23 protein-coding genes are annotated in these 18,675 nt (G+C 72.8%); 12 read left to right on the top strand and 11 right to left on the bottom strand.

The features are described 5' to 3' along the window. Nucleotides 1-3 precede the first annotated feature (3 nt). From ABIC61_RS02560 to ABIC61_RS02545, 4 genes are read left to right on the top strand one after another with little or no spacing between them, the layout of a single operon-like run. Nucleotides 4-537, top strand: coding sequence for a phosphoribosyltransferase (locus tag ABIC61_RS02560; protein WP_260852455.1), 534 nt, complete (start codon nucleotides 4-6; stop codon nucleotides 535-537). Then, a complete protein-coding gene (locus ABIC61_RS02555; protein ID WP_354028700.1) occupies nucleotides 534-1,256 on the top strand; it encodes a Type 1 glutamine amidotransferase-like domain-containing protein in 723 nt (240 codons plus the stop codon). The genes ABIC61_RS02560 and ABIC61_RS02555 overlap by 4 nt, the downstream gene beginning before the upstream one ends. Before the next feature lie 4 nt (nucleotides 1,257-1,260). Continuing rightward, nucleotides 1,261-1,965: a uracil-DNA glycosylase gene (locus ABIC61_RS02550; protein WP_354028699.1), complete on the top strand. Its 705-nt coding sequence runs from the start codon at nucleotides 1,261-1,263 to the stop codon at nucleotides 1,963-1,965. A 10-nt stretch (nucleotides 1,966-1,975) separates the two neighbouring features. After that, nucleotides 1,976-2,578 carry a GNAT family N-acetyltransferase gene (locus ABIC61_RS02545; RefSeq protein ID WP_144749447.1) on the top strand — a complete coding sequence of 201 codons (603 nt, stop codon included), beginning with the start codon at nucleotides 1,976-1,978 and terminating at the stop codon, nucleotides 2,576-2,578. Between the two features lie 303 nt (nucleotides 2,579-2,881). Here ABIC61_RS02545 and ABIC61_RS02540 read toward each other — a convergent pair whose 3' ends face one another. Beyond that, nucleotides 2,882-3,580, bottom strand: a complete 699-nt coding sequence (locus tag ABIC61_RS02540) for a FadR/GntR family transcriptional regulator (protein ID WP_144749449.1) — start codon at nucleotides 3,578-3,580, stop codon at nucleotides 2,882-2,884. A 206-nt stretch (nucleotides 3,581-3,786) separates the two neighbouring features. Here ABIC61_RS02540 and ABIC61_RS02535 point away from each other — a divergent pair, with 206 nt between their 5' ends. Together ABIC61_RS02535 and ABIC61_RS02530 are read left to right on the top strand one after the other, a co-directional pair. Next, nucleotides 3,787-5,358 carry a GntP family permease gene (locus ABIC61_RS02535; protein WP_354028698.1) on the top strand — a complete coding sequence of 524 codons (1,572 nt, stop codon included), beginning with the start codon at nucleotides 3,787-3,789 and terminating at the stop codon, nucleotides 5,356-5,358. Then, a complete protein-coding gene (locus ABIC61_RS02530) occupies nucleotides 5,355-5,867 on the top strand; it encodes a gluconokinase (RefSeq protein ID WP_440130690.1) in 513 nt (170 codons plus the stop codon). The genes ABIC61_RS02535 and ABIC61_RS02530 overlap by 4 nt, the downstream gene beginning before the upstream one ends. Here the strand turns inward: ABIC61_RS02530 and ABIC61_RS02525 are convergent. Continuing rightward, entirely contained in the window at nucleotides 5,839-6,570 is a 732-nt protein-coding gene (locus tag ABIC61_RS02525; RefSeq protein WP_144749451.1) for a 3-keto-5-aminohexanoate cleavage protein, read from the bottom strand. The two genes, ABIC61_RS02530 and ABIC61_RS02525, sit on opposite strands and share 29 nt — an antisense overlap. A 32-nt stretch (nucleotides 6,571-6,602) precedes the next feature. Next, complete coding sequence (locus tag ABIC61_RS02520) at nucleotides 6,603-8,267, bottom strand: ABC-F family ATP-binding cassette domain-containing protein (protein WP_354028697.1); 1,665 nt, start codon at nucleotides 8,265-8,267, stop codon at nucleotides 6,603-6,605. Between the two features lie 103 nt (nucleotides 8,268-8,370). On the opposite strand from ABIC61_RS02520, the gene ABIC61_RS02515 reads away from it, so the two are divergent. Beyond that, nucleotides 8,371-8,787, top strand: coding sequence for an HIT family protein (locus tag ABIC61_RS02515; RefSeq protein WP_354028696.1), 417 nt, complete (start codon nucleotides 8,371-8,373; stop codon nucleotides 8,785-8,787). 13 nt (nucleotides 8,788-8,800) lie between these two features. Here the strand turns inward: ABIC61_RS02515 and ABIC61_RS02510 are convergent, their stop codons facing one another. From ABIC61_RS02510 to ABIC61_RS02500, 3 genes are read right to left on the bottom strand one after another with little or no spacing between them, the layout of a single operon-like run. Then, on the bottom strand, nucleotides 8,801-9,673 hold the full coding sequence (locus ABIC61_RS02510; RefSeq protein ID WP_354028695.1) for a 5-oxoprolinase subunit C family protein: 873 nt from the start codon (nucleotides 9,671-9,673) through the stop codon (nucleotides 8,801-8,803). After that, nucleotides 9,670-10,296, bottom strand: coding sequence for a 5-oxoprolinase subunit B family protein (locus ABIC61_RS02505; protein WP_354028694.1), 627 nt, complete (start codon nucleotides 10,294-10,296; stop codon nucleotides 9,670-9,672). Before ABIC61_RS02505 ends, ABIC61_RS02510 begins: the two co-directional genes overlap by 4 nt. Continuing rightward, entirely contained in the window at nucleotides 10,293-11,063 is a 771-nt protein-coding gene (locus ABIC61_RS02500) for a LamB/YcsF family protein (protein WP_354028693.1), read from the bottom strand. The genes ABIC61_RS02505 and ABIC61_RS02500 overlap by 4 nt, the downstream gene beginning before the upstream one ends. Before the next feature lie 51 nt (nucleotides 11,064-11,114). Between ABIC61_RS02500 and ABIC61_RS02495 the strand changes: the two genes are divergently transcribed. Continuing rightward, nucleotides 11,115-11,420: a hypothetical protein gene (locus ABIC61_RS02495; RefSeq protein ID WP_354028692.1), complete on the top strand. Its 306-nt coding sequence runs from the start codon at nucleotides 11,115-11,117 to the stop codon at nucleotides 11,418-11,420. Between the two features lie 21 nt (nucleotides 11,421-11,441). Here the strand turns inward: ABIC61_RS02495 and ABIC61_RS02490 are convergent, their stop codons facing one another. Together ABIC61_RS02490 and ABIC61_RS02485 are read right to left on the bottom strand one after the other, a co-directional pair. Continuing rightward, a complete protein-coding gene (locus ABIC61_RS02490) occupies nucleotides 11,442-12,065 on the bottom strand; it encodes a TetR/AcrR family transcriptional regulator (RefSeq protein ID WP_354028691.1) in 624 nt (207 codons plus the stop codon). A 9-nt stretch (nucleotides 12,066-12,074) separates the two neighbouring features. After that, complete coding sequence (locus ABIC61_RS02485; RefSeq protein WP_354028690.1) at nucleotides 12,075-12,863, bottom strand: acetoacetate decarboxylase; 789 nt, start codon at nucleotides 12,861-12,863, stop codon at nucleotides 12,075-12,077. An 89-nt stretch (nucleotides 12,864-12,952) separates the two neighbouring features. Between ABIC61_RS02485 and ABIC61_RS02480 the strand changes: the two genes are divergently transcribed. The 4 genes from ABIC61_RS02480 to ABIC61_RS02465 are packed head-to-tail and all read left to right on the top strand — an operon-like array spanning nucleotide 12,953 to nucleotide 15,679. Further along, on the top strand, nucleotides 12,953-13,816 hold the full coding sequence (locus tag ABIC61_RS02480; protein ID WP_354028689.1) for a 3-hydroxyacyl-CoA dehydrogenase family protein: 864 nt from the start codon (nucleotides 12,953-12,955) through the stop codon (nucleotides 13,814-13,816). Between the two features lie 38 nt (nucleotides 13,817-13,854). Continuing rightward, nucleotides 13,855-14,160 (top strand): EthD family reductase, encoded by a 306-nt coding sequence (locus ABIC61_RS02475; RefSeq protein WP_354028688.1) that lies wholly within the window; start codon nucleotides 13,855-13,857, stop codon nucleotides 14,158-14,160. After that, the gene (locus ABIC61_RS02470) at nucleotides 14,157-15,056 is read left to right on the top strand and encodes an NmrA family NAD(P)-binding protein (protein ID WP_354028687.1); all 900 of its coding nucleotides are present in this window, start codon (nucleotides 14,157-14,159) and stop codon (nucleotides 15,054-15,056) included. Before ABIC61_RS02475 ends, ABIC61_RS02470 begins: the two co-directional genes overlap by 4 nt. 20 nt (nucleotides 15,057-15,076) lie before the next feature. Next, nucleotides 15,077-15,679, top strand: a complete 603-nt coding sequence (locus tag ABIC61_RS02465) for a dihydrofolate reductase family protein (RefSeq protein WP_354028686.1) — start codon at nucleotides 15,077-15,079, stop codon at nucleotides 15,677-15,679. 4 nt (nucleotides 15,680-15,683) lie between these two features. Here ABIC61_RS02465 and ABIC61_RS02460 read toward each other — a convergent pair whose 3' ends face one another. The 3 genes from ABIC61_RS02460 to ABIC61_RS02450 are packed head-to-tail and all read right to left on the bottom strand — an operon-like array spanning nucleotide 15,684 to nucleotide 18,599. Next, nucleotides 15,684-16,355, bottom strand: a complete 672-nt coding sequence (locus ABIC61_RS02460) for a response regulator (protein WP_354028685.1) — start codon at nucleotides 16,353-16,355, stop codon at nucleotides 15,684-15,686. Next, complete coding sequence (locus ABIC61_RS02455; protein ID WP_354028684.1) at nucleotides 16,352-17,686, bottom strand: sensor histidine kinase; 1,335 nt, start codon at nucleotides 17,684-17,686, stop codon at nucleotides 16,352-16,354. The genes ABIC61_RS02460 and ABIC61_RS02455 overlap by 4 nt, the downstream gene beginning before the upstream one ends. Continuing rightward, a complete protein-coding gene (locus ABIC61_RS02450) occupies nucleotides 17,673-18,599 on the bottom strand; it encodes a CPBP family glutamic-type intramembrane protease (protein WP_354028683.1) in 927 nt (308 codons plus the stop codon). The genes ABIC61_RS02455 and ABIC61_RS02450 overlap by 14 nt, the downstream gene beginning before the upstream one ends. Nucleotides 18,600-18,675 lie beyond the last annotated feature (76 nt).

The following is an 18,675-nucleotide window of genomic DNA, read 5'->3' as shown; positions in this document are numbered from 1 at the left end:
CGGATGCCGATCAGCAGCGAATCCGGGCCACCCGCCCAGGCTCCCTCGACCGTGACCGTGACGAGCGGGCCCGAGGTGCTCGGCTGGCTGGAGTTCGGGGACGCGGCGCGCCTGCTCGCGAAGGACGTCCTGTCGTCCGGCTTCGAACCCGAGGTCGTCGTCGCCGTGGCCCGCGGTGGGCTCATCATCGCCGGTGCCGTGGCCTACGCGCTCGGCACCAAGGAGTGCGGCTCGATCAACGTCGAGTTCTACACCGACGTCGAGCAGCGCCTCGACGAGCCCGTCATCCTGTCGCCCGCCCTCGACGCCCCGAGCCTCGCAGGCAAGCGCGTCCTGGTCGTCGACGACGTGTCCGACTCCGGCCGCACGCTGCGCCTGGTGGTCGACATCATCCGGAACGCCGGTGCCGACGTCCGCAGCGCCTGCCTGTACTCGAAGCCCGGTACCGTGCTCGAGCCCGACCACGTCTGGCGTCGTGTCGACGGGTGGATCACCTTCCCGTGGAGCGCGCTCGCCCCGGTGACGGCCGAGTCGTGAGCATCCACCTCGTCGGCGGCGGACCCTTCGCCGCCTCGGACGCCGCTGCGCCGTTCCTCGCCGAGGCCACCGCGCGGTCCGCGGCCGTCGGCCGGACCGTGCCGCGCATCGGACTGCTGTCGGTCGCCGGGCCGTCGGCCGCCGGCGTCTCACCGTCCACCGCGGACATCGCGGAGGTCCTCGGCGGCGCACGCCAGGCCGAGGTCCTCGTCACCGAGATCGCGCCGGGCGAGGTCTTCAGCACCACCGTGCTGAGCGACGTCGACGCCCTGGTCGTCGGCGGCGGGGTCACCCCGCACTACCTCGACGCCGTCGCCCCGCTCGTCGACCAGATCCGTCTGCTCGTGTCCGACGGCCTGCCCTACCTCGGCTACTCGGCCGGCGCGATGATCGCCTCCGACCGTGCCCTCATCGGCGGCTGGCGCATCGGCGGCGTGGAGATCTGCCCCGAGGGCGCGTCCGAGGGGCTCGACGAGGTCGAGCTCCGCGAGGGACTCGGACTCGTCGACCTGACCATCGACGTGCACGCGGTCCAGGCCGGCACGCTCGCACGACTCGTCGCGAGCGCCGAGGCCGAGTTCGTCACCGCGGGCATCGCGATCGACGAGGACACCACGCTCGTCGTCGGCGAGGGCGCCCTCGAGGTCCGCGGCACCGGCAGCGTCTGGCGAGTCGTCGCCGGCGAGGAGTCGGTCGCGGTCGCGACGATGGGCGCCTAGCGTCGTGCAGGCCCACCCGCTCGCCGACCTGGTCGACCCCGGTTGGGCCGGCGCGCTCGCCCCGGTCGAGGAGGACGTCCACCGCATGGGCTCCTGGCTCCGGGGCGAGGTCGCCGCCGGTCGTCCCTACCTGCCCGCCGGCGACCACGTCCTCCGGGCCTTCGCCGACCCGTTCGACGCCGTGAAGGTGCTCGTCGTCGGGCAGGACCCCTACCCGACGCCCGGGCACCCGATCGGCCTGTCGTTCGCGGTCGACCCGCACGTGCGACCGGTGCCACGGAGCCTGGCGAACATCTACCGCGAGCTGGAGTCCGACCTCGGCCCGACGCCGCCCGCCCACGGTGACCTCCGGGCGTGGTCCGCGCAGGGCGTGCTGCTCCTCAACCGCGTGCTCACCGTCCGGTCCGGCGAGGCGGGCAGTCACCGCGGCAGGGGCTGGGAAGCCGTCACCGACCAGGCCGTCCGTGCGCTCGTCGCCCGCGGGAAGCCCCTCGTCGCCGTGCTCTGGGGCAACCAGGCGGGCTCGGTCCGGCCGCTCCTCGGCGACACCCCGGTCGTGGCGTCCGCGCACCCCTCGCCGCTCAGTGCGTCGAGGGGGTTCTTCGGCAGCCGGCCGTTCTCGCAGGTGAACGAGCTGCTCGTCGCGCAGGGCGCGTCACCCGTGGACTGGACGCTGCCCACCGAACCGGTCGGACCGCCTGCGGCATAGGCTCGGACGCGTGCTCGAGGAGGAATACCAGCGACGGCGGGTCCTGCCGCGACACCTGCGTGCCCCGGTGCCCGCGGAAGCGGCGTTCGCCTACACGATCCGTGCCGCGGAACCCACGGACCTTCCCGACATCCGAGAGATCCACACGCACTACGTCCGCAACTCGTCGGTGACCTTCGACCCGTCCGCGTTCACCTTCGCCGCGTGGAAGCGCCGGTACGACGACATCCGCCGCCGGGGTCTGCCGTTCCTGGTGGCCCAGAACCCGTCCGGGCAGGTGCTCGGGTACGCCCTCGTCGACGCCTGGAACCCGCGGGACCGTTCGAACCGCGTCGTCGAGGACTCGATCTACCTCGGTGCCGCGTCCGGCGGGAAGGGCCTCGGGCGCGCGCTCATGGAGGCGCTGCTCGACGAGTGCCGGTCGGCCGGGGTCCGCGAGGTCGTCGCGGTCATCGCCGACCGTCAGGCCGAGGCGTCGATCCGTCTGCACGAGCGACTCGGCTTCGAGGAGGTCGGCCGCATGGGGAAGGTCGGCTACAAGTACGACCGGTGGCTCGGCACGGTGACGATGCGGCTGCGCCTGCGGGGCCCGCGGCTCTTCGCGCGCCGGTAGGGGCGCGGCCGGGCCCGCGGTACCGGGCTGAATCGGGCGTACCGAGCGCTCCCGGGCGTACCTGCCAGGAAGTTCCGACCAGGTACGCCCGTTCTGACTTTCCATCGCGCGCGTTCTGGGAAAGAACGTGCGAACCACCGGACTGGAGGCGCGTGGCGGCGCCGCCCCGCGCCTCCAGTCCGTCGTCTGTTCACCACCCACCCGGCTGTACCGGGCGCTTTCGGGCGTACCTGCCGGAACGTTCCGACCAGGTATGCCCGTTTTCATATTCCATCGCGCGCGTGATGGGAAAGAACGCGTGCGTCAGGACGCCGGCGCCTCCGCGATGAACTCGTCCCGCGTCACGCGCACCAGCTCGCCCGCGGCCGCCGACGCAGCGACGCCGTCGCCCGCGACGAGCGCCCGCCCCACCGCCTCGTGCCGGGCCGCCGCGTCCCGCGTCCAGCGCGTGATGGTGTCCCGCGACTCCGACGTCCGGGTCCGCAGCAGCGCCTCGACCGTCCCCGCGAAGTGTGCGAACACGGCGTTGCCGGAGGCGGTGAGCAGCGCGCGGTGGAAGCGCACGTCGGCCTCGAGGTAGGCGCGGCTGTCCTCCCGGCCACACGCGTCGAGCATGTCCGACGCCGCCGCGAGCACCGCGGACGCAGCGGGTGTCCCGGCCGCGAGCGATGCCGCGACGGGTTCGACGCCGAGCCGGAGTTCGAGCAGCTCACGCTGCTGGACGAAGTACGACGGCGAGGCGCCGCGCCACCGGATGACCGTCGGTGCGAGCAGTTCCCACGACCCGATGCCGAGCACCTGCGTGCCGACCCGCTGTCGGGGCTCGACGAGGCCGAGGGACTGCAGGACGCGGAGGGCCTCGCGGACGACGGACCGCGACACGCCGAACTCCTCCGCGACGAGCTCGGGCCGGACGACGGTGCCGGGGGCGAGCACCGCGTCGACGATGCGCTGCCCGAGGGTGTCGAGCACGTGGGCGTGCAGGCCGCGTCCGGTGGGCATCGTTCCTCCATGCAGTACGCGTCACGCAGTCGGCGTGACGCGGTGTCCATCGAATCGGCAGACTGCCCAGGAGGGCGAGTGCCGCGCGGTGGATCGTCGTATAGTCTGATTAATCAGATTATTGACGGTGGACGCGCAGCACGCCACACCGTTCTCGACACGAAGGCGACGGAGCCGCGCGGCAGCGGCTCCAGGAAGGGGCACCGATGCCTCACGCTCTCCTGGCCGATCCGGCCACGACCGGCGCGGTCACGGCCCACACGGCCACGGCCCACGCGGTCTCCGTCCTCGCAGCAGAAGGCGGCGGGACCGAGACCGTCGACCCGTCCGGCCCGGTCGCACAGCTGATCATCGCGGCGGTGATCGGCATCGTCGTGATCATCGCGCTCATCACCTGGCTCAAGGTGCACCCGTTCATCGCGCTGACGATCGGTGCGCTCGGCGTCGGCATCGGTGCGGGACTCGCGCCGGACAAGGCGGTCACGAGCTTCGGCAACGGGTTCGGCGCGACCATGACGAGCGTCGGCATCCTGGTCGGCCTCGGCTCGATGTTCGGCAAGATGCTCGTCGACTCCGGCGCCGCCGACCGCGTGGTCGACACCCTCGTGCGGAAGTCGTCGAAGGCGGCGCTGCCGTGGACGATGGCCCTGATCGGTGCACTGATCGGCCTGCCGATGTTCTTCGAGGTCGGCCTCGTCCTGCTCATCCCGATCATCGTGCTGGTCGCGAAGCGCAGCTCCGTCCCGATCATGAAGATCGCGGTACCAGCGCTGGTCGGCCTGTCGACGATGCACGCCTTCGTCCCGCCGCACCCCGGCCCGCTCGTCGCGATCTCCACCGTCGGCGCGAACCTCGGCACGACCCTCGCCTTCGGCATCGTGCTCGCGATCCCCGTCATCGTCCTGGCCGGCCCGGTCTTCGCCCGCTTCGCGGCGCGCTGGGTCGACATCCCCGCCCCCGACATGTTCGGCTCGCGCGGATCGGGTTCCACCTCCGACGACCCGGCACAGGCCGGACGGGAGGCACGGCGCGGCCCCGCCACGCAGGACACCGCCTCCCTGCCCCACGGCAAGAGCGACTTCACCCGCGTCATCAGCGAACCGCGCAGCCCGTCGTTCACCGTCGCGCTCGTCGGCATCCTGCTGCCGGTCGTCCTCATGCTCGCCCAGGCGATCCGCGAGGCCACCGTGCCGAACGCTTCCGGCTCCTGGGTCAGCCTGCTCGACTTCCTCGGGTCGCCGATGATCGCGATCGGGATCGCCGCCGTCTACGCGATGATCTTCTTCGCCATCGGTGGCGGCATGGACCGATCCGCGGTGTCGAAGTCCCTGGAGAGCGCGCTGCCGCCGGTCGCTGGCGTCCTGCTCATCGTCGGGGCTGGTGGTGGCTTCAAGCAGGTCCTCATCGACACCGGGATCGGTGGGGTGATCGCCGACGCCGTGAAGGACTCGGGGATCTCGGTGCTGCTCGTGGCCTGGGTCGTCTCGGCCCTCGTCCGCGTGGCCACCGGTTCTGCGACGGTCGCGACGGTGACCGCGGCCGGCATCATGGCCCCGATCGCGCACGACCTGTCCTCGCCGATGACCTCGCTGCTCGTGCTCGCGATCGGTGCCGGTTCGGTCTTCCTGTCGCACGTGAACGACGCCGGGTTCTGGCTGGTGAAGGGGTACCTCAACACCACGGTCGGGCAGACGTTCAAGACGTGGACGATGCTCGAGTGCCTCATCTCGGTGTTCGGCCTCGCCGGGGTCATGCTCGCGGGGGTGTTCATCCATTGAGCACCGTCGACGCACGCGTCCTGGTGGTGATGGGCGTCTCCGGGTCGGGGAAGTCCACCGTCGCCGCGATGGTCGCCGAGCAGCTCGGGTGGGACTTCGCCGAGGGTGACGCGATGCACCCGCAGGCGAACGTCGACAAGATGCACGCCGGCACTCCGCTCACCGACGAGGACCGCTGGCCGTGGCTCGACGTCATCGCGACGTGGATCCGCACGCACCTCGACGCCGGGACACCGGGGGTCGTGACCTGCTCGGCCCTGAAGCGCTCCTACCGGGACGTGCTGCGGGCGCCCGGCGTGGTGTTCGTGCACGTCGCCGGGGACGGCTCCCTCATCGAGGACCGGATGTCACAGCGGTCGGGGCACTTCATGCCGACGTCGCTGCTGGCTTCCCAGCTCGCGACGCTCGAGCCGCCGCAGGCCGACGAGGCACACGTCACGATCGCCGCGGACCGCACTCCCGAGGAGGAGAGCGCCGAGGTCATCGACCGGCTCGGCCTGACCCGCTGACGAGGGCGGCTGCCGCGACGGCGAGCTGGACGTTCGACGTCGCGGCGCTGCCGTCCTCGAGGACCGACGTGTCCTCGAGCCCGGTCCGGATCGCGTGCCCTCGCGCGAGCGCCCGACGGCTGACCTGCCACGACGCCGCACCGATCCCGTGGTGGAGCTGGGGGAGGCGGACGTCGGCGGCGGCGATCAGCGCCTCCATCTCGGCGTCGAGCGCGAGCGCCTCGTCGACGTCCTCGAGCAGCGGCTCGACCACGAGGCGCACGAACCGGTCGTGGCCGCCCTTCCGGACGAACCGCTCGGCGTCCGAGGTGCTCAGCACGCAGGCCTCGATCCCGACGCCGCGGCGGGCGAGCACCTCGCTGACCTCGTCGATGCCGGCTTCGCCCTGGTTCGCGGCGACGAGATCGGGCAGTTCGGTCCACGAGGAGACCAGCGACAGCCGTTCTCGGGGATCGGGGACGATCGCGGCGAACGTCGTGACGTTCAGCGGGATCCCCGGGCACGCGGCGCGCACCGCCCGGAGCATCCGGCCCACGGGCCCGGCCGCGAGTGACTCGGTGCCGTCGTCGTCGAAGGCGTGCAGGTGGAGCAGCGTGGCACCGGCCGCGACGCAGTCGGCGGCGTCCCGGGCGATCTCCTGGGCGGTGCGGGGCATCGCCGGGTGCGTCGTGTCGCCGTTCAGCGCGAGTTGCAGGTCGACCATGCCCGCGAGCCTACGGAGTCAGTGTTCGGTGCTCACCGTTCCGTGACCCGCCCGTCCTCGACCCGCCACTGCCGGTCGAGGCGGACGGTCTCGAGCATCCGGCGGTCGTGCGTGACGAGCAGGAGCGTGCCCTCGTACGACTCCAGTGCCTCCTCCAGCTGCTCGATCGCCACGAGGTCGAGGTGGTTCGTCGGCTCGTCCAGCACCAGGACGTTCACCCCGCGGGCCTGCAGCAGAGCGAGTCCGGCGCGGGTGCGCTCACCGGGGGAGAGTGCGCTCGCGGGGCGTCCGACGTGGTCGGCCTTCAGCCCGAACTTGGCGAGCAGGGTCCGGACGTCGGCGGTCGTGTACTCGGGGACGATCGCCTCGAACGCCGCGGCGAGGGGCTGGTCACCGGTGAAGGCCGCACGGGCCTGGTCGATCTCGCCGATCGCGACGTTCGAGCCGAGCGAGGCAGTGCCCGTGGTCGGTGCCTGCTTGCCGAGCAGCGCCCGGAGCAGGGTGGACTTGCCGGCGCCGTTCGGACCGGTGATGCCGATCCGGTCGCCGCCGTCGACCTGCAGCGAGACCGGCCCGAGCGTGAAGTCGCCCTGCGTGAAGGTGGCGTCAGCCAGGGTCGCGACGACCGCCGACGACCGGGGCGCGCTGCCGATCGTGAACTCGAGCTGCCACTCCTTGCGGGGCTCCTCGACCTCGTCGAGCCGGGCGATGCGGGACTCCATCTGCCGGACCTTCTGCGCCTGCTTCTCGCTCGACTCGCTCGCGGCCTTGCGGCGGATCTTGTCGTTGTCGGGCGCCTTCTTCATGGCGTTGCGGACGCCCTGACTCGACCACTCCCGCTGCGTCCGGGCCCGCGAGACGAGGTCGGCCTTCGTCGAGGCGTAGTCCTCGTAGGCGTCGCGCTTGTGCTGCTTGGCGATCTCGCGCTCCTCGAGGAAGGAGTCGTACCCGCCGCCGAACAGCCGGTTGGACGACTGCGCGAGGTCGAGCTCCAGCACGGCGGTGACCGATCGCGCCAGGAACTCGCGGTCGTGGCTGACGAGCACGACCCCGCCGCGGAGCCCCCGGACGAAGCCCTCGAGCCGGTCGAGACCGTCGTGGTCGAGGTCGTTCGTCGGCTCGTCGAGCAGGACGATGTCGAACCGGGAGAGCAGGAGGGCCGCGAGGCCGACGCGCGCGGCCTGCCCGCCGGACAGCGCCGTCATCAGGGAGTCCGGGCCGACCCCGTCCCCGTCCGACCCGAGCTCGAGGCCGAGATCGGACAGCACTGCGGGGATGCGCTCGTCCAGGTCCGCCGCACCCGCAGCCAACCACCGGTCGAGCGCGGCCGAGTAGGCGTCCGCGACCGCGTCGCCCGCGTCGGGCGCACCGAGTGCCGCCGCTGCTGCGTCCATCGTCGTCGTGGCCTCGGCGCAGCCGGTCCGACGCGCGATGTACCCGGCGACGGTCTCGCCCTCGACGCGCTCGTGCTCCTGCGGGAGCCACCCCACGAAGGCGTCCGTCGGTGCGAGCGACACCGTGCCGGCGAGCGGCTCGTCCACGCCGGCGAGGAGCCGGAGCAGCGTCGACTTTCCGGCCCCGTTGACGCCGACCACGCCGATCACGTCACCGGGCGCGACGGTGAGGTCGAGGGAGTCGAACAGCGTGCGTGCGGCGTAGCCGCCGGCGAGGCCCTTGGCGACGAGCGTGGCGGTCATGCAGCAATCGTCCCATCCCGGCACGGCGGCTCCGGACACACCGTGGCGGACTGGAGGCGCGGTGCGGGCCCGCCACGCGCCTCCAGGACAGCAGAATGGCCGGATGGAACCCTGCACCTTCTGCCGCATCATCGCCGGGGAGGCTCCCGCGACGTGGGTCGAGCGCGAGGAACACGCCGTCGCGTTCGCGCCGCTCCCCGACTCGGCGCTCGCGCCGGGGCACACCCTCGTCGTGCCGGTGGAGCACACGGACGACCTGCTGACGGCCGGGCCGGTGGGGCTCGCCGCCACGTTCGCCCTGGCGCAGCGGGTCGCCCGCGCGATGCGCGGGGCGCTCGGCGCGACCGGGACGGTGCTGCTGCAGGCGTCGGGGACGGATGCCGGGCAGAGCGTGCGGCACCTGCACGTCCACGTCGTGCCGTGCTGGTCGGACGACGGCACCGTGCACTGGCCGGAGCCCCCCTCGGCCCACGTCGTGCAGGGGGATCCGCACGCGGCGCTCGCCGAGATGTTCGAGTGACCCGACGCGGGCCTCAGCCGACGAGGCGGAACCGGAACGCGTCGCCGGGGCGGAGCTGGGCGGAGCGGTCGACCGAGGCCGGCGTGAGCACGGCCACGACCGGGTAGCCGCCCGTCACCGGGTGGTCGGCGAGGAACAGGACGGGGTGCCCGTCCGGCGGCACCTGGAGCGACCCGGTCTCGACGCCCTCGCTCGGCAGCTCCCGGGTGACGGCCCGGACGAGCGGGCGTGCTGCGGTTGTCCGGACCCCGACGCGGTCGCTGTCCTGGGTCACCCGGTGTTCCTGGCCCGTGAGCAGGCCGCGCCACGACGGCAGGAACCAGTCGTCGCGGGGCCCGGCCACGACGTCGAGCACTGCGTCGCCGGACACCGGGGGAACGACGGCGTCGACGTTCGGCCAGGCATCGGCGGCGTCCCCGATCGGCAGGACGTCGCCGATCCGCAACGGTGCGGGGCCGAGCCGCGCGAGGGAGTCCCACGATCGACTGCCGAGCACGGGCTCGACCGCCAGCCCACCGCGGACGGCGAGGTACGCGCGGAGTCCGCTCGTCGGTACGCCGAGCCGGAGGACGTCGCCCGGTGCGAGGTGCAGGACCTCGTACGCGGCGGCGCCGCGGACCCGGCCGTCGGCGGACGCGACCTCGACCGGGCAGGGTGCGCCGGTGGTGGCAGCGACCACGTGCGCATCGGTGCGGAGCGTGACGGAGCCGAGCAGTGCCTCCAGGACGGCCGCGTCGGGACGGTTGCCGACCATGCGGTTGGCGAGCGCGGCGGAACCCCGGTCGGCGGGGCCGGCCGCACCGAGACCCGTGTCGCTGAACCCGGGGCGTCCCGTGTCCTGCGTGGACGTGCCGGGGCCGACCTGCAGGATGGTGAGGGTGCTCATGCGCGATCCGCCGCGACGAAGCGGAGGCGGGTGCCCGCCGGGGCGAGTGCGGGCGGGTCGCGGTCGAGCGACCACATCGGGACCGACGTGCGGCCGATCAGCTGCCACCCGCCGGGCGAGGTGCGCGGGTACACGGCGCTGAACTCGCCGGCGAGGGCGACGCTCCCGCTCGGGACGGCGGTGCGGGACGTGTCCCGCCGCGCCAGGTCGAGCGACGGCGCCGTGCCGGTGAGGTAGCTGAAGCCGGGCGCGAAGCCGCAGAACGCGCTCGTCCAGACCTGACCCGTGTGCCACGCGACGAGCTCGTCGGTGGTCATGCCGGTCGTGGCGGCGACGGCGTCGAGGTCCTCGCCGTCGTACGTGACGGGGACGACCACCGGGTCGTCGTCTGCACGGTCGCCCGCGGCGACGGGGACGACGTCGTCGAGGCGTCCCCGCAGAATCCGGGCGTCGGTGCGCGCAGGGTCGAACCGGACGAGGAGCGTGCGTGCTCCGGAGACCACCTCGGTGACGCCCGGCAGCGCCGCCCGGGTGAGTCCGCCGTGGAAGGCGACGACGTCGGCGAGCGTGCGGAAGGTGACGAGCAGCGCGCTCGTGCCGGCCGGACGGACGTCGACGATCACGGCGTGAACGGCGTGAACGGTGCGATCGTGACGCCGTGCGTGGTGAGCAGCTCGCGGATCGCCCGTGCCATCGCGACCGCGCCGGGGGAGTCCCCGTGGACGCAGACCGAGTCCGCGTGGACCGGGACGTCCGAACCGTCGACGGCGGTCGCCACGCCCTCGGTCACGATGCGGAGCACCCGTTCGGCGACCTCGTCGGCGTCGTCGAGCACGGCACCCGGCCGGCTGCGCGACACGAGGGATCCGTCGGGTTCGTAGGCGCGGTCGGCGAACGCCTCACCGACGGCGCGGAGGCCGTGGGTGGTGGCCGCTCGGAGGAGCTCGGAGTCGGGCAGGGCGAGCACGGCCAGCGACGGATCGACGTCGGCGACCGCGCGGACCACCGCCGAAGCCTGCACCGGGTCCGCGCAGGCCGTGTTGTAGAGGGCGCCGTGCGGCTTCACGTACGTCACGGTGGTGCCGGCAGCGCGCGCGGTGGCGACGAGGGCACCGAGCTGGTGGACGACGTCGGCGTACAGCTCGTCCGGCGTGACCTGCACCGCCCGGCGGCCGAACCCGACGAGGTCGCGGTAGGACACGTGGGCACCGACGGACACCCCGCGTGCGGCGGCGGCACGGGCGGTGTCGAGCATGATCACCGGGTCGCCGGCGTGGAACCCGCACGCGATGTTCGCCGACGAGACCACGTCGAGCATCGCCTGGTCGTCGCCCATGCTCCAGGCGCCGAAGCCCTCACCGAGGTCGCTGTTCAGGTCGATCGTCGTCACCCGGCCAACCTAGCGTCCGACTCCGGCACGCTGCTCCCGTATCCTGCGGCAGTGGAAGCGACACAGCCCTCCGGCACGACGAAGCGCCGCGTGGAACTCCGGATCACCCGACCCGTCCTGGCGTGGTTCGCGCGTCCGACGGTCACGATCGACGGCGTCGGACACCCGGCGCAGTGGGGCATCGGGACGTGGGCGGTGCCGGACGACGGCGGGACCGTCATCGGCGTGTACCTGTACAACCGCGTGTGGCGGTTCGGGACGGCGACGCGGACCGTGGGGACGGACGAGACCGAGGACCGGGTCGTGTACCGGGCCGGCTGGCTGCCGTTCGGCCCAGGCCGGCTCAGCCCGCGCTGACGGGCGTCGTCGACGGGCTGGTCAGTCGGCGGCGGGCGTCGTCAGGCCGAGGATGCACCCCTCCACTGCTGCGATCCGCACGGCGTCGGTCGCGTCGAACAGCACGCTCTGGCTCACCGCGCCGACGTGCGCCGCCACGACCGCCCTCGTGTAGAGCGCGTCGTCCACCGTCGGCACGCGCCCGATGCGGCGCAGTGAGGCGATCAGCAACGGCTGCAGGGTGTCGTGGAAGCGGTCCGTGTGCGCGCGGAGCAGGGCGTTCACGTCGGCGTCGTGACGCGCCCGGGTGAGGAGCACGGACCGGATCGCGTACCACTTGTCCTCGGGGGGCAGGCCACGGACGACGCCCTGCACCACGTCGTCGACCGTGCGGTGCTCGCCCTCGAGGGCGTCGCCGAGCTCCCGCTCGAGCACTGCGAACACCGCTTCGGCCTGCTGTTCGTAGACGGCGAAGAACAGCTCGTCGACGGTGCGGAAGTTCGAGTAGAACGCCCCGCGGGTGAACCCGGCACGGCTGACGACCGCCTCGACGCTGACCGAGGTCGAGCCGGTCTCGTCGAACAGCGCCTCGGCCGCGGCGATGAGGGTCGCCCGGGTGCTGCTGCGCCGCCGGACGGCCCGGTCGGGTGTGGGGAGATCGCTCACCGGACCAGGCTAGACGGCGGAGTACCCGGTGGCGGCGGCACGCGCACCGAGGTAGTCGTGCGCGGGCTGTACCGGTGCGAGGGTCAGGTCGGTCACGACGTGCGACGCGCTGACGACCTCGAGCACGGGCAGGTCGGCCATCGGGGCGAGCGCGTGTTCGAACAGCTGGAGCCGTGCGGGACCGGTCCAGGCCTCCTTCACGACGACGTCGGTGATCTCGGTCCGCACCAGGTCGGCGGCCCGGAGCTCGCCGGTGAAGACGTTCGGCACGATCTTCACCATGTAGGTCGGCACGGTGATCTGCGCCCGTGCCTCGTCGAGGTCGAGCGGCTCCCACTTGTACGCCATCGTCGCGGTCGCGACCCGTTCACCGCTGCGGTCGAGCGTGCCGACGAGGGCGCCCTGGTCGACGCGCAGCCGGGGCGTCCCGATGACCTTCGGGTAGGCGCTGAGCTCTCGTCCGGAGACCGTCGCGGCGAAGTTGTCGAGGTACATCGTGTGCAGGTACTCGCCGCGCTCGCCGTCGAGGGTGACCTGGATCGCCTGCCCGGACTCGACGTACGGGCCGTAGCCGTCGACCTCGGCCATGTTCATGACCTCGAACCGGACGAGCGGCTCGTCGATCTGCAGGGGCTCCGGCACGACCGCGCGGAGGGCGTCCGGGTCGGTGCGGTAGACGACGTTGAGGTACTCCCGGTCGGTGAAGCGCGTCGGTCGCGGCGGGTACACGGGCGCGGTCAGCGGGGTCGTGAGGTGGTGGAGGACGTCGGCTTCCTGCATGGTGACCTTCCGGAACAACGATACGATCTGTATCGAGTACAGTCTGTATCGAACCAGTACGCCACGCAAGCGAGCGGACGAGCACCGCACCGAGGGAAGGACCCCCAATGACCCACCAGCTCCCCGAGAACGTCCGCGACCGACCGGTCACCGTGGTCGGCGGCGGCACCCTCGGGCGTCGCATCGCCCTCATGTTCGCCAGCGGCGGCACCGAGGCACGCGTCCACGACCTGTCCGCCGACGTCCGCGCTGCAGCCGTCGCGTACGTCGAGGAGACCCTGCCCTCGGTCGTCGCGAGCCGAGAGGGCGCCGAGGCCGGCACGATCCGGGCGTTCGACGACCTCGACGAGGCCGTCGCGGGCGCCTGGCTCGTCATCGAGGCGATCCCGGAGCGCCTCGACCTGAAGACCCCGCTGTTCGGTCGGCTCGACGCGACGGTCGCCCCCGACACGATCCTCGCCACGAACTCGTCGTCCTACGCGAGCCGGCACGTCATCGACGAGGTCACGCACCCCGAGCGCGTGCTCAACATGCACTTCTACATGCCCCCGCAGCAGAACGCGGTCGACCTGATGAGCGACGGACAGACCGAACCGGCAGTGATCGAGTTCCTCCGCGGTGAACTCCCGCACTACGGCGTGCACCCCTTCGTCGCCCACCGCGAGTCGACCGGGTTCATCTTCAACCGCATCTGGGCCGCCATCAAGCGCGAGTCGCTCGCCGTCGTCGCCGACGGTGTCTCCACGCCCGGGGACGTCGACGCCATGTGGACCGTCAACACCGGAGCGCCGGCCGGGCCGTTCCGCATGATGGACCAGGTCGGTCTCGACGTCGTCCTCGACATCGAGGACCACTACGCCGCCGAGGACCCGCACCTGCCGGAGGGTCCCCGTCGCCTGCTCCACGAGTACGTCGACGCGGGGCACCTCGGTCGGAAGACCGGGCGCGGGTTCTACCGCTACGACGACTGACCGACACGCGATCAGCCGGGGGAGCGGACACTGGGCCCATGACCACGAAGATCACGCTCATCATCGACAACCCGACCGACCCGGCTGCGTTCGAGCAGGCGTACCCGGCACTCGAGCAGGCGGCCGCGGCGCTCCCGGAGCTGCGCCGCCTCGAGGCGGGCAAGGTCTGGCCGAAGGAGGACGGCACGCCCACGCCGGCCCACCGCACCCTCGACCTGTACTTCGACTCCTACGACGACGCGTCGGCCGCGGTCGCGGGCGAGGAAGCCGGTGCGCTCTTCGGGCAGCTCGGTGCCACGGGTGCGACGTTCACCGGCCTGTTCTCGGACGTCGAGAAGGCGTGACCACGACCGTCCTCGTCGCCGGCGCGACCGGCGACCTCGGCCGACGGATCGTCCGCGCGCTCGGCAGCCACGACACCCGCGTCCGCGTCCTCACACGCGGCAGCAGTCCCGCGGCCGGACGCCTCGCCGCTGCCGACGACCTCGACGTGGTCACCGCCGACTACGCCGACCACGCCGCACTGACCTCGGCGCTCGCCGGGGTCGACGTCGTGGTCTCGGCGGTGAGCGGCACCCGTGCCGTCATCGTCGATGCCCAGCGTGCACTGCTCCGGGCCGCGGTCGAGGCCGGCGTCGAACGGTTCGTCCCGTCCGACTACGCCGCCGACTACCGGTCGATCACCCCGGGCACCAACCGGAACTTCGAACTCCGCAGGGAGTTCGCCGCCGACCTCGACGCCGCACCGATCCGGGCGACGTCGGTGCTCAACGGTGCGTTCACGGACATGCTCACCGGGCAGGCACCCCTCATCCTGTTCGACCGCCAGCGCGTCCTGTACTGGTCGTCGCCCGATCAGCTCCTCGACTTCACCACGAAGGACGACGTCGCCCGCACCGTCGCGCACGTCGCCCTCGACCCCGCAGCACCACGGGTCGTCGAGGTCGCGGGCGACCGGGTCACCTCACGCACGATCGCCGACACGATGTCGCAGCTGACCGGCACGCCGTTCCGCCTGCAGTGGGCGGGCACCGTCGGCACCCTGTCGGCGATGGCCCGGGTCGGCCGGCGGCTGTCGAAGGCGGGCGACGACGAGCCGTTCCCCGCTTGGCAGGGCATGCAGTACTTCGTCAGCATGTTCAGCGGCGAGGCCGAACTGCGTCACGTCGACAACGGGCGGTACGGTGACGAGCAGTGGACGACCGTGCGCGAGGTCCTCGCCGCACACGTCTCCGCCTGACCAGGAGGAGCACCCCGCCGATGGCCGACACCACCTGCCACATGTCGATCTCGCTCGACGGCTTCGTCGCCGGACCCGACCAGCGCCGCGACCAGCCCCTCGGCCGTCGGGGCGGGGAACTGCACACGTGGCACATGCCCGGCGCCGATGTCGGCGAGGCGGACCGCACGGCGGCCGGCTGGCTGATGCGGCCACGGGGCGCGTACGTGATGGGCCGGAACATGTTCGGCCCGGTCCGGGGCGCGTGGGACGAGGACTGGCAGGGCTGGTGGGGCGCCGAGCCGCCGTACCACGCACCGGTCTTCGTGCTCACCCACCACCCGCACGACCCGATCGCGCTCGAGGGCACGACCTTCCACTTCGTGACGGACGGCTTCGACGCCGCCTACGCCCAGGCCGTCGAGGCAGCGGGCGACGGTGGGGTGGACATCGCCGGTGGGGCGTCGACCGTCCGGCAGGCACTCGCCGCGGGGGTCGTCGACGAGCTCACCCTCGACATCGCCCCGGTGCTGCTCGGGTCCGGGGAGCGGATCTTCGAGGACGGTGCCGAGGCGTTCGACTTCGAACCCGTCGAGGTGCTGCACTCCCCGCTGACGACGCACGTCCGGTACCGCCGCCGCTGAGCGGTCAGGGGCCGTCCGGCACCTGCACGATGCGGTTCTGGTAGGCCCACACGACGGCCTGCAGGCGGGACCGCACCCCGAGCTTCGGGAGCATCCGCGCGAGGTGCGACTTCACGGTGGACACCTCCACCACCAGGGCCGCGGCGATCTCCTCGTTCGACATCCCCTCGGCGAGGAGCAGCAGGACGTCCCGCTCGCGAGCCGTCAGCACGTCGTCCAGGCGGTCGCCGGACACCGGCTGCAGGCTCCGCCGTGAGACGAACTCGCGCAGGACCCGCCGGGTCAGGGTCTGGTCGATGGTCCCGTTGCCGGCCGCGACCTGCCGGACGGCGCCGACGATGACGTCGGGCTCGGCGTCCTTCAGCAGGAACCCGGACGCTCCGGCCTCGAGCGCGCCGAACACGAGGTCGTCCAGGTCGAACGTCGTCAGCATGAGCACCGGCACCGCGGGGTCGGCCCCGGGAGCGCAGAGTTCGCGGGCGACCTCGATGCCGTTCCGCACCGGCATCCGGATGTCCAGGCACGCGACGTCCGGTCGGGTGCTCCGCGCGAGGGCGAGGGCCTCGCCGCCGTCGGCGGCGACACCGACGACCTCGATGTCGGGCTCCGCGGACAGCAGCGCCGAGACGCCGGCCCGGACCAGCGGCTGGTCGTCCGCCACCAGCACGCGGATCACCCGGCCACCTCCGGATCGTGCGCCGACGCGTCGGCGGTGGGTCGTGCCTCCCGGCCCGTCACCAGCTCGACCACCCACCCACCGGGACCGGTGGGACCGGCCTGGAGGCGCGCCCCGACCAGTTCTGCCCGCTCGCGCATGCCTCGGAGTCCGTTCCCACCCGACGGGCTGCTCCCGACGGACGGTGCGGTGGGCACCCCGTTCTCGACGCGCACGGTGAGGTGCGCGGGGTCGCGGTCGTCGACGGTGACGGTGCACGCCGCACCGGCGGCGTGCAGCGCGACGTTGGCGAGGGCCTCCTGCACGGTCCGGTACGCGACGAGCTGCGTCAGGGGGCCGATCCCGTCGGCGAGGGGGTGCTCGCCGTCGAGGACGACGAGCTCGACGGCGGTCCGGTGCCGCGCCTGCTCGACCAGGTCGACGATCCCGGTGACCGTCTCGACCGCGCGTTCGGCCGGTGCGTCGTCACGGAGGAGCCCGACGAGTCGGCGGAGGTCCTCGAGGACGGCGGTGCTCTGCTCGCGGACCTGCCGGACGCCGTCGTGGGCGCGCTCCGGGTCGGTGTCGATCTGCCGGTCCACGACGGCCGACATGAGGGCGATCCCGGACAGGTGGTGCGCGGCGATGTCGTGGAGCTCGCGCGCCATCGCGGCGCGCTCGCGGGAGACGGCTGCGTCGACGCGGGCGTCCTGTTCGCGGGAGACGGCGGCGGCCTCGGCGCTGCGGGCGTCGGCCTCGGCGGTGCGGGCTGCTGCCTCGTCCCGCCGTGCAGCGCGCAGCTCGCGTCGGGACCGGACGATCAGCGTGACCACGAGCGGCAGGCCGACCGCGCCCACTGCCTGCAGGACGCCCTGGCCGAGCGATCCGGTGAGGCCACGGGCGACCCCGCCACGGAACGCGCCGCTGGTGTCGCCCCATTCGATCGCGGTCCCTGCCACCACGAGGGCTGCCGTGAGCGCGACGGTCGGCCAGAGCCGGGGGAGCGGTACCCGGAGCGCGGCGAGCACGACGGCGACGACGACCGGGAGCGCGGTCAGCCCGAACACGGTGCTCGTCGACACGATCGCCAGGGCGACCGGGAGGGCCGCGACCACGACGAGCGTGACGCGGGGCGACCTTGCAGCGGCGAGGAGCACCGCGGACTGGGCGACGAGCGCCACAGCGAGGAGTGTCCACGCGAGACCGCCGACCTCGGGGTACCGAAGGCCCACCGAGTCCGGGTCGAGCGCGTCGAGCGGCGGCAGGCCGAGCAGCAGGCCGAGCGAGAGGACCGCGGTGCCGACGGCGACGAGGACGTCCGTCCGTCGGGTGCGCGCGTCAGCGGGTGCCATCGTTCGATCCTACGAGTCGGGGGTACCCCAGGTGCCCGCGGGTCGCGACGAGGAGCACGACGGCAGCCACGGTGGAGACGATCGTGAGGCCGTGCATCATCGTGCCGGCGGTCATCCCCGGGTACATGTCGGCCCACAGCGTCGAGATGGTGTTGTTCACGCCGACGTGCAGGAGCAGCGCGACGGGCAGGCTCTCCCCGGTGCGGTTGAACACCCACATCATGACGACGTTGAACGTGATCGTGAACAATGCGAACACGAGCGGCTCCGTCCAGTGCGCGTCCGGCCAGCCGCCCCAGTCGCTGAGGTACAGCGGCATGTGCCACAGCGCCCACAGCGGCCCGAGCACGGCGGCGGCGCCGAGCGGACCGAAGCGCTCCTGGAGACGCGGGAGGGCGAAGTCGCGCCAGCCCGGCTCCTCGGACAGTCCGGTGGTGAACAGCTGCACGACGAGCCCGGGGACGAGGGCGAGCAGGGCGAGGGCGCTCGGTGCCTGGACCTGGCCGCCCGCGAAGGGGAGCCCGGTGGCCACGATGAGCGCGGGCACGCCGACGAGGGCGAGGGCGTACCAGTACCAGGCCACCCGCCAGCGCCAGAGCCGGCCGACCCAGCGGCGGAGTCCCGGTCGGCCGTCCGCGAGCGCGGTCACGAGGAACGCACCGCCGAGCGGGCCGAGGAGCGCACCGGGCAGGACACCCGTGAACTGCGCCGTGCCGAGGAACTCGGGGAAGTGCAGGTCCCAGACGCCGAGGCCGTGCGGCGACAGGATGTACGGGGTCCACGCGAGCCAGCTGAGGCCGAGTGCGAGGGTGGCGAACGCGACGAGGGGGTGCCGGGCGACGAGTCCGCGCACCCCCGGCCGGTCCGTGGGGACGGTGCCGGTGGTGTGCCGGTCTTCGGTGGTGATCGTCATGACATCGACGCTAGGAACCGGCGGCGCGCTGGACGACCGGCGAACGGACGCACCCGGCGGGGTTCCTCCGAAGGAT

Origin of the sequence: Curtobacterium sp. 1544, assembly GCF_040544915.1 — a bacterium.
GTDB lineage: Bacteria > Actinomycetota > Actinomycetes > Actinomycetales > Microbacteriaceae > Curtobacterium > Curtobacterium pusillum_C.
Note: the sequence above shows the minus strand (reverse complement) of the source record. Positions and strands in the feature narration are given on the sequence as shown.

Coding starts and splice junctions, on each gene's coding strand:
- ABIC61_RS02515 (WP_354028696.1), top strand. CDS start 8,371: ATGGAACCCTGCACCTTCTGCCGCATCATCGCCGGGGAGGCTCCCGCG.
- ABIC61_RS02480 (WP_354028689.1), top strand. CDS start 12,953: ATGACCCACCAGCTCCCCGAGAACGTCCGCGACCGACCGGTCACCGTG.
- ABIC61_RS02525 (WP_144749451.1), bottom strand. CDS start 6,570: ATGGTCGACCTGCAACTCGCGCTGAACGGCGACACGACGCACCCGGCG.
- ABIC61_RS02520 (WP_354028697.1), bottom strand. CDS start 8,267: ATGACCGCCACGCTCGTCGCCAAGGGCCTCGCCGGCGGCTACGCCGCA.
- ABIC61_RS02560 (WP_260852455.1), top strand. CDS start 4: ATGCCGATCAGCAGCGAATCCGGGCCACCCGCCCAGGCTCCCTCGACC.
- ABIC61_RS02450 (WP_354028683.1), bottom strand. CDS start 18,599: ATGACGATCACCACCGAAGACCGGCACACCACCGGCACCGTCCCCACG.
- ABIC61_RS02455 (WP_354028684.1), bottom strand. CDS start 17,686: ATGGCACCCGCTGACGCGCGCACCCGACGGACGGACGTCCTCGTCGCC.
- ABIC61_RS02510 (WP_354028695.1), bottom strand. CDS start 9,673: ATGAGCACCCTCACCATCCTGCAGGTCGGCCCCGGCACGTCCACGCAG.
- ABIC61_RS02465 (WP_354028686.1), top strand. CDS start 15,077: ATGGCCGACACCACCTGCCACATGTCGATCTCGCTCGACGGCTTCGTC.
- ABIC61_RS02540 (WP_144749449.1), bottom strand. CDS start 3,580: ATGCCCACCGGACGCGGCCTGCACGCCCACGTGCTCGACACCCTCGGG.
- ABIC61_RS02535 (WP_354028698.1), top strand. CDS start 3,787: ATGCCTCACGCTCTCCTGGCCGATCCGGCCACGACCGGCGCGGTCACG.
- ABIC61_RS02475 (WP_354028688.1), top strand. CDS start 13,855: ATGACCACGAAGATCACGCTCATCATCGACAACCCGACCGACCCGGCT.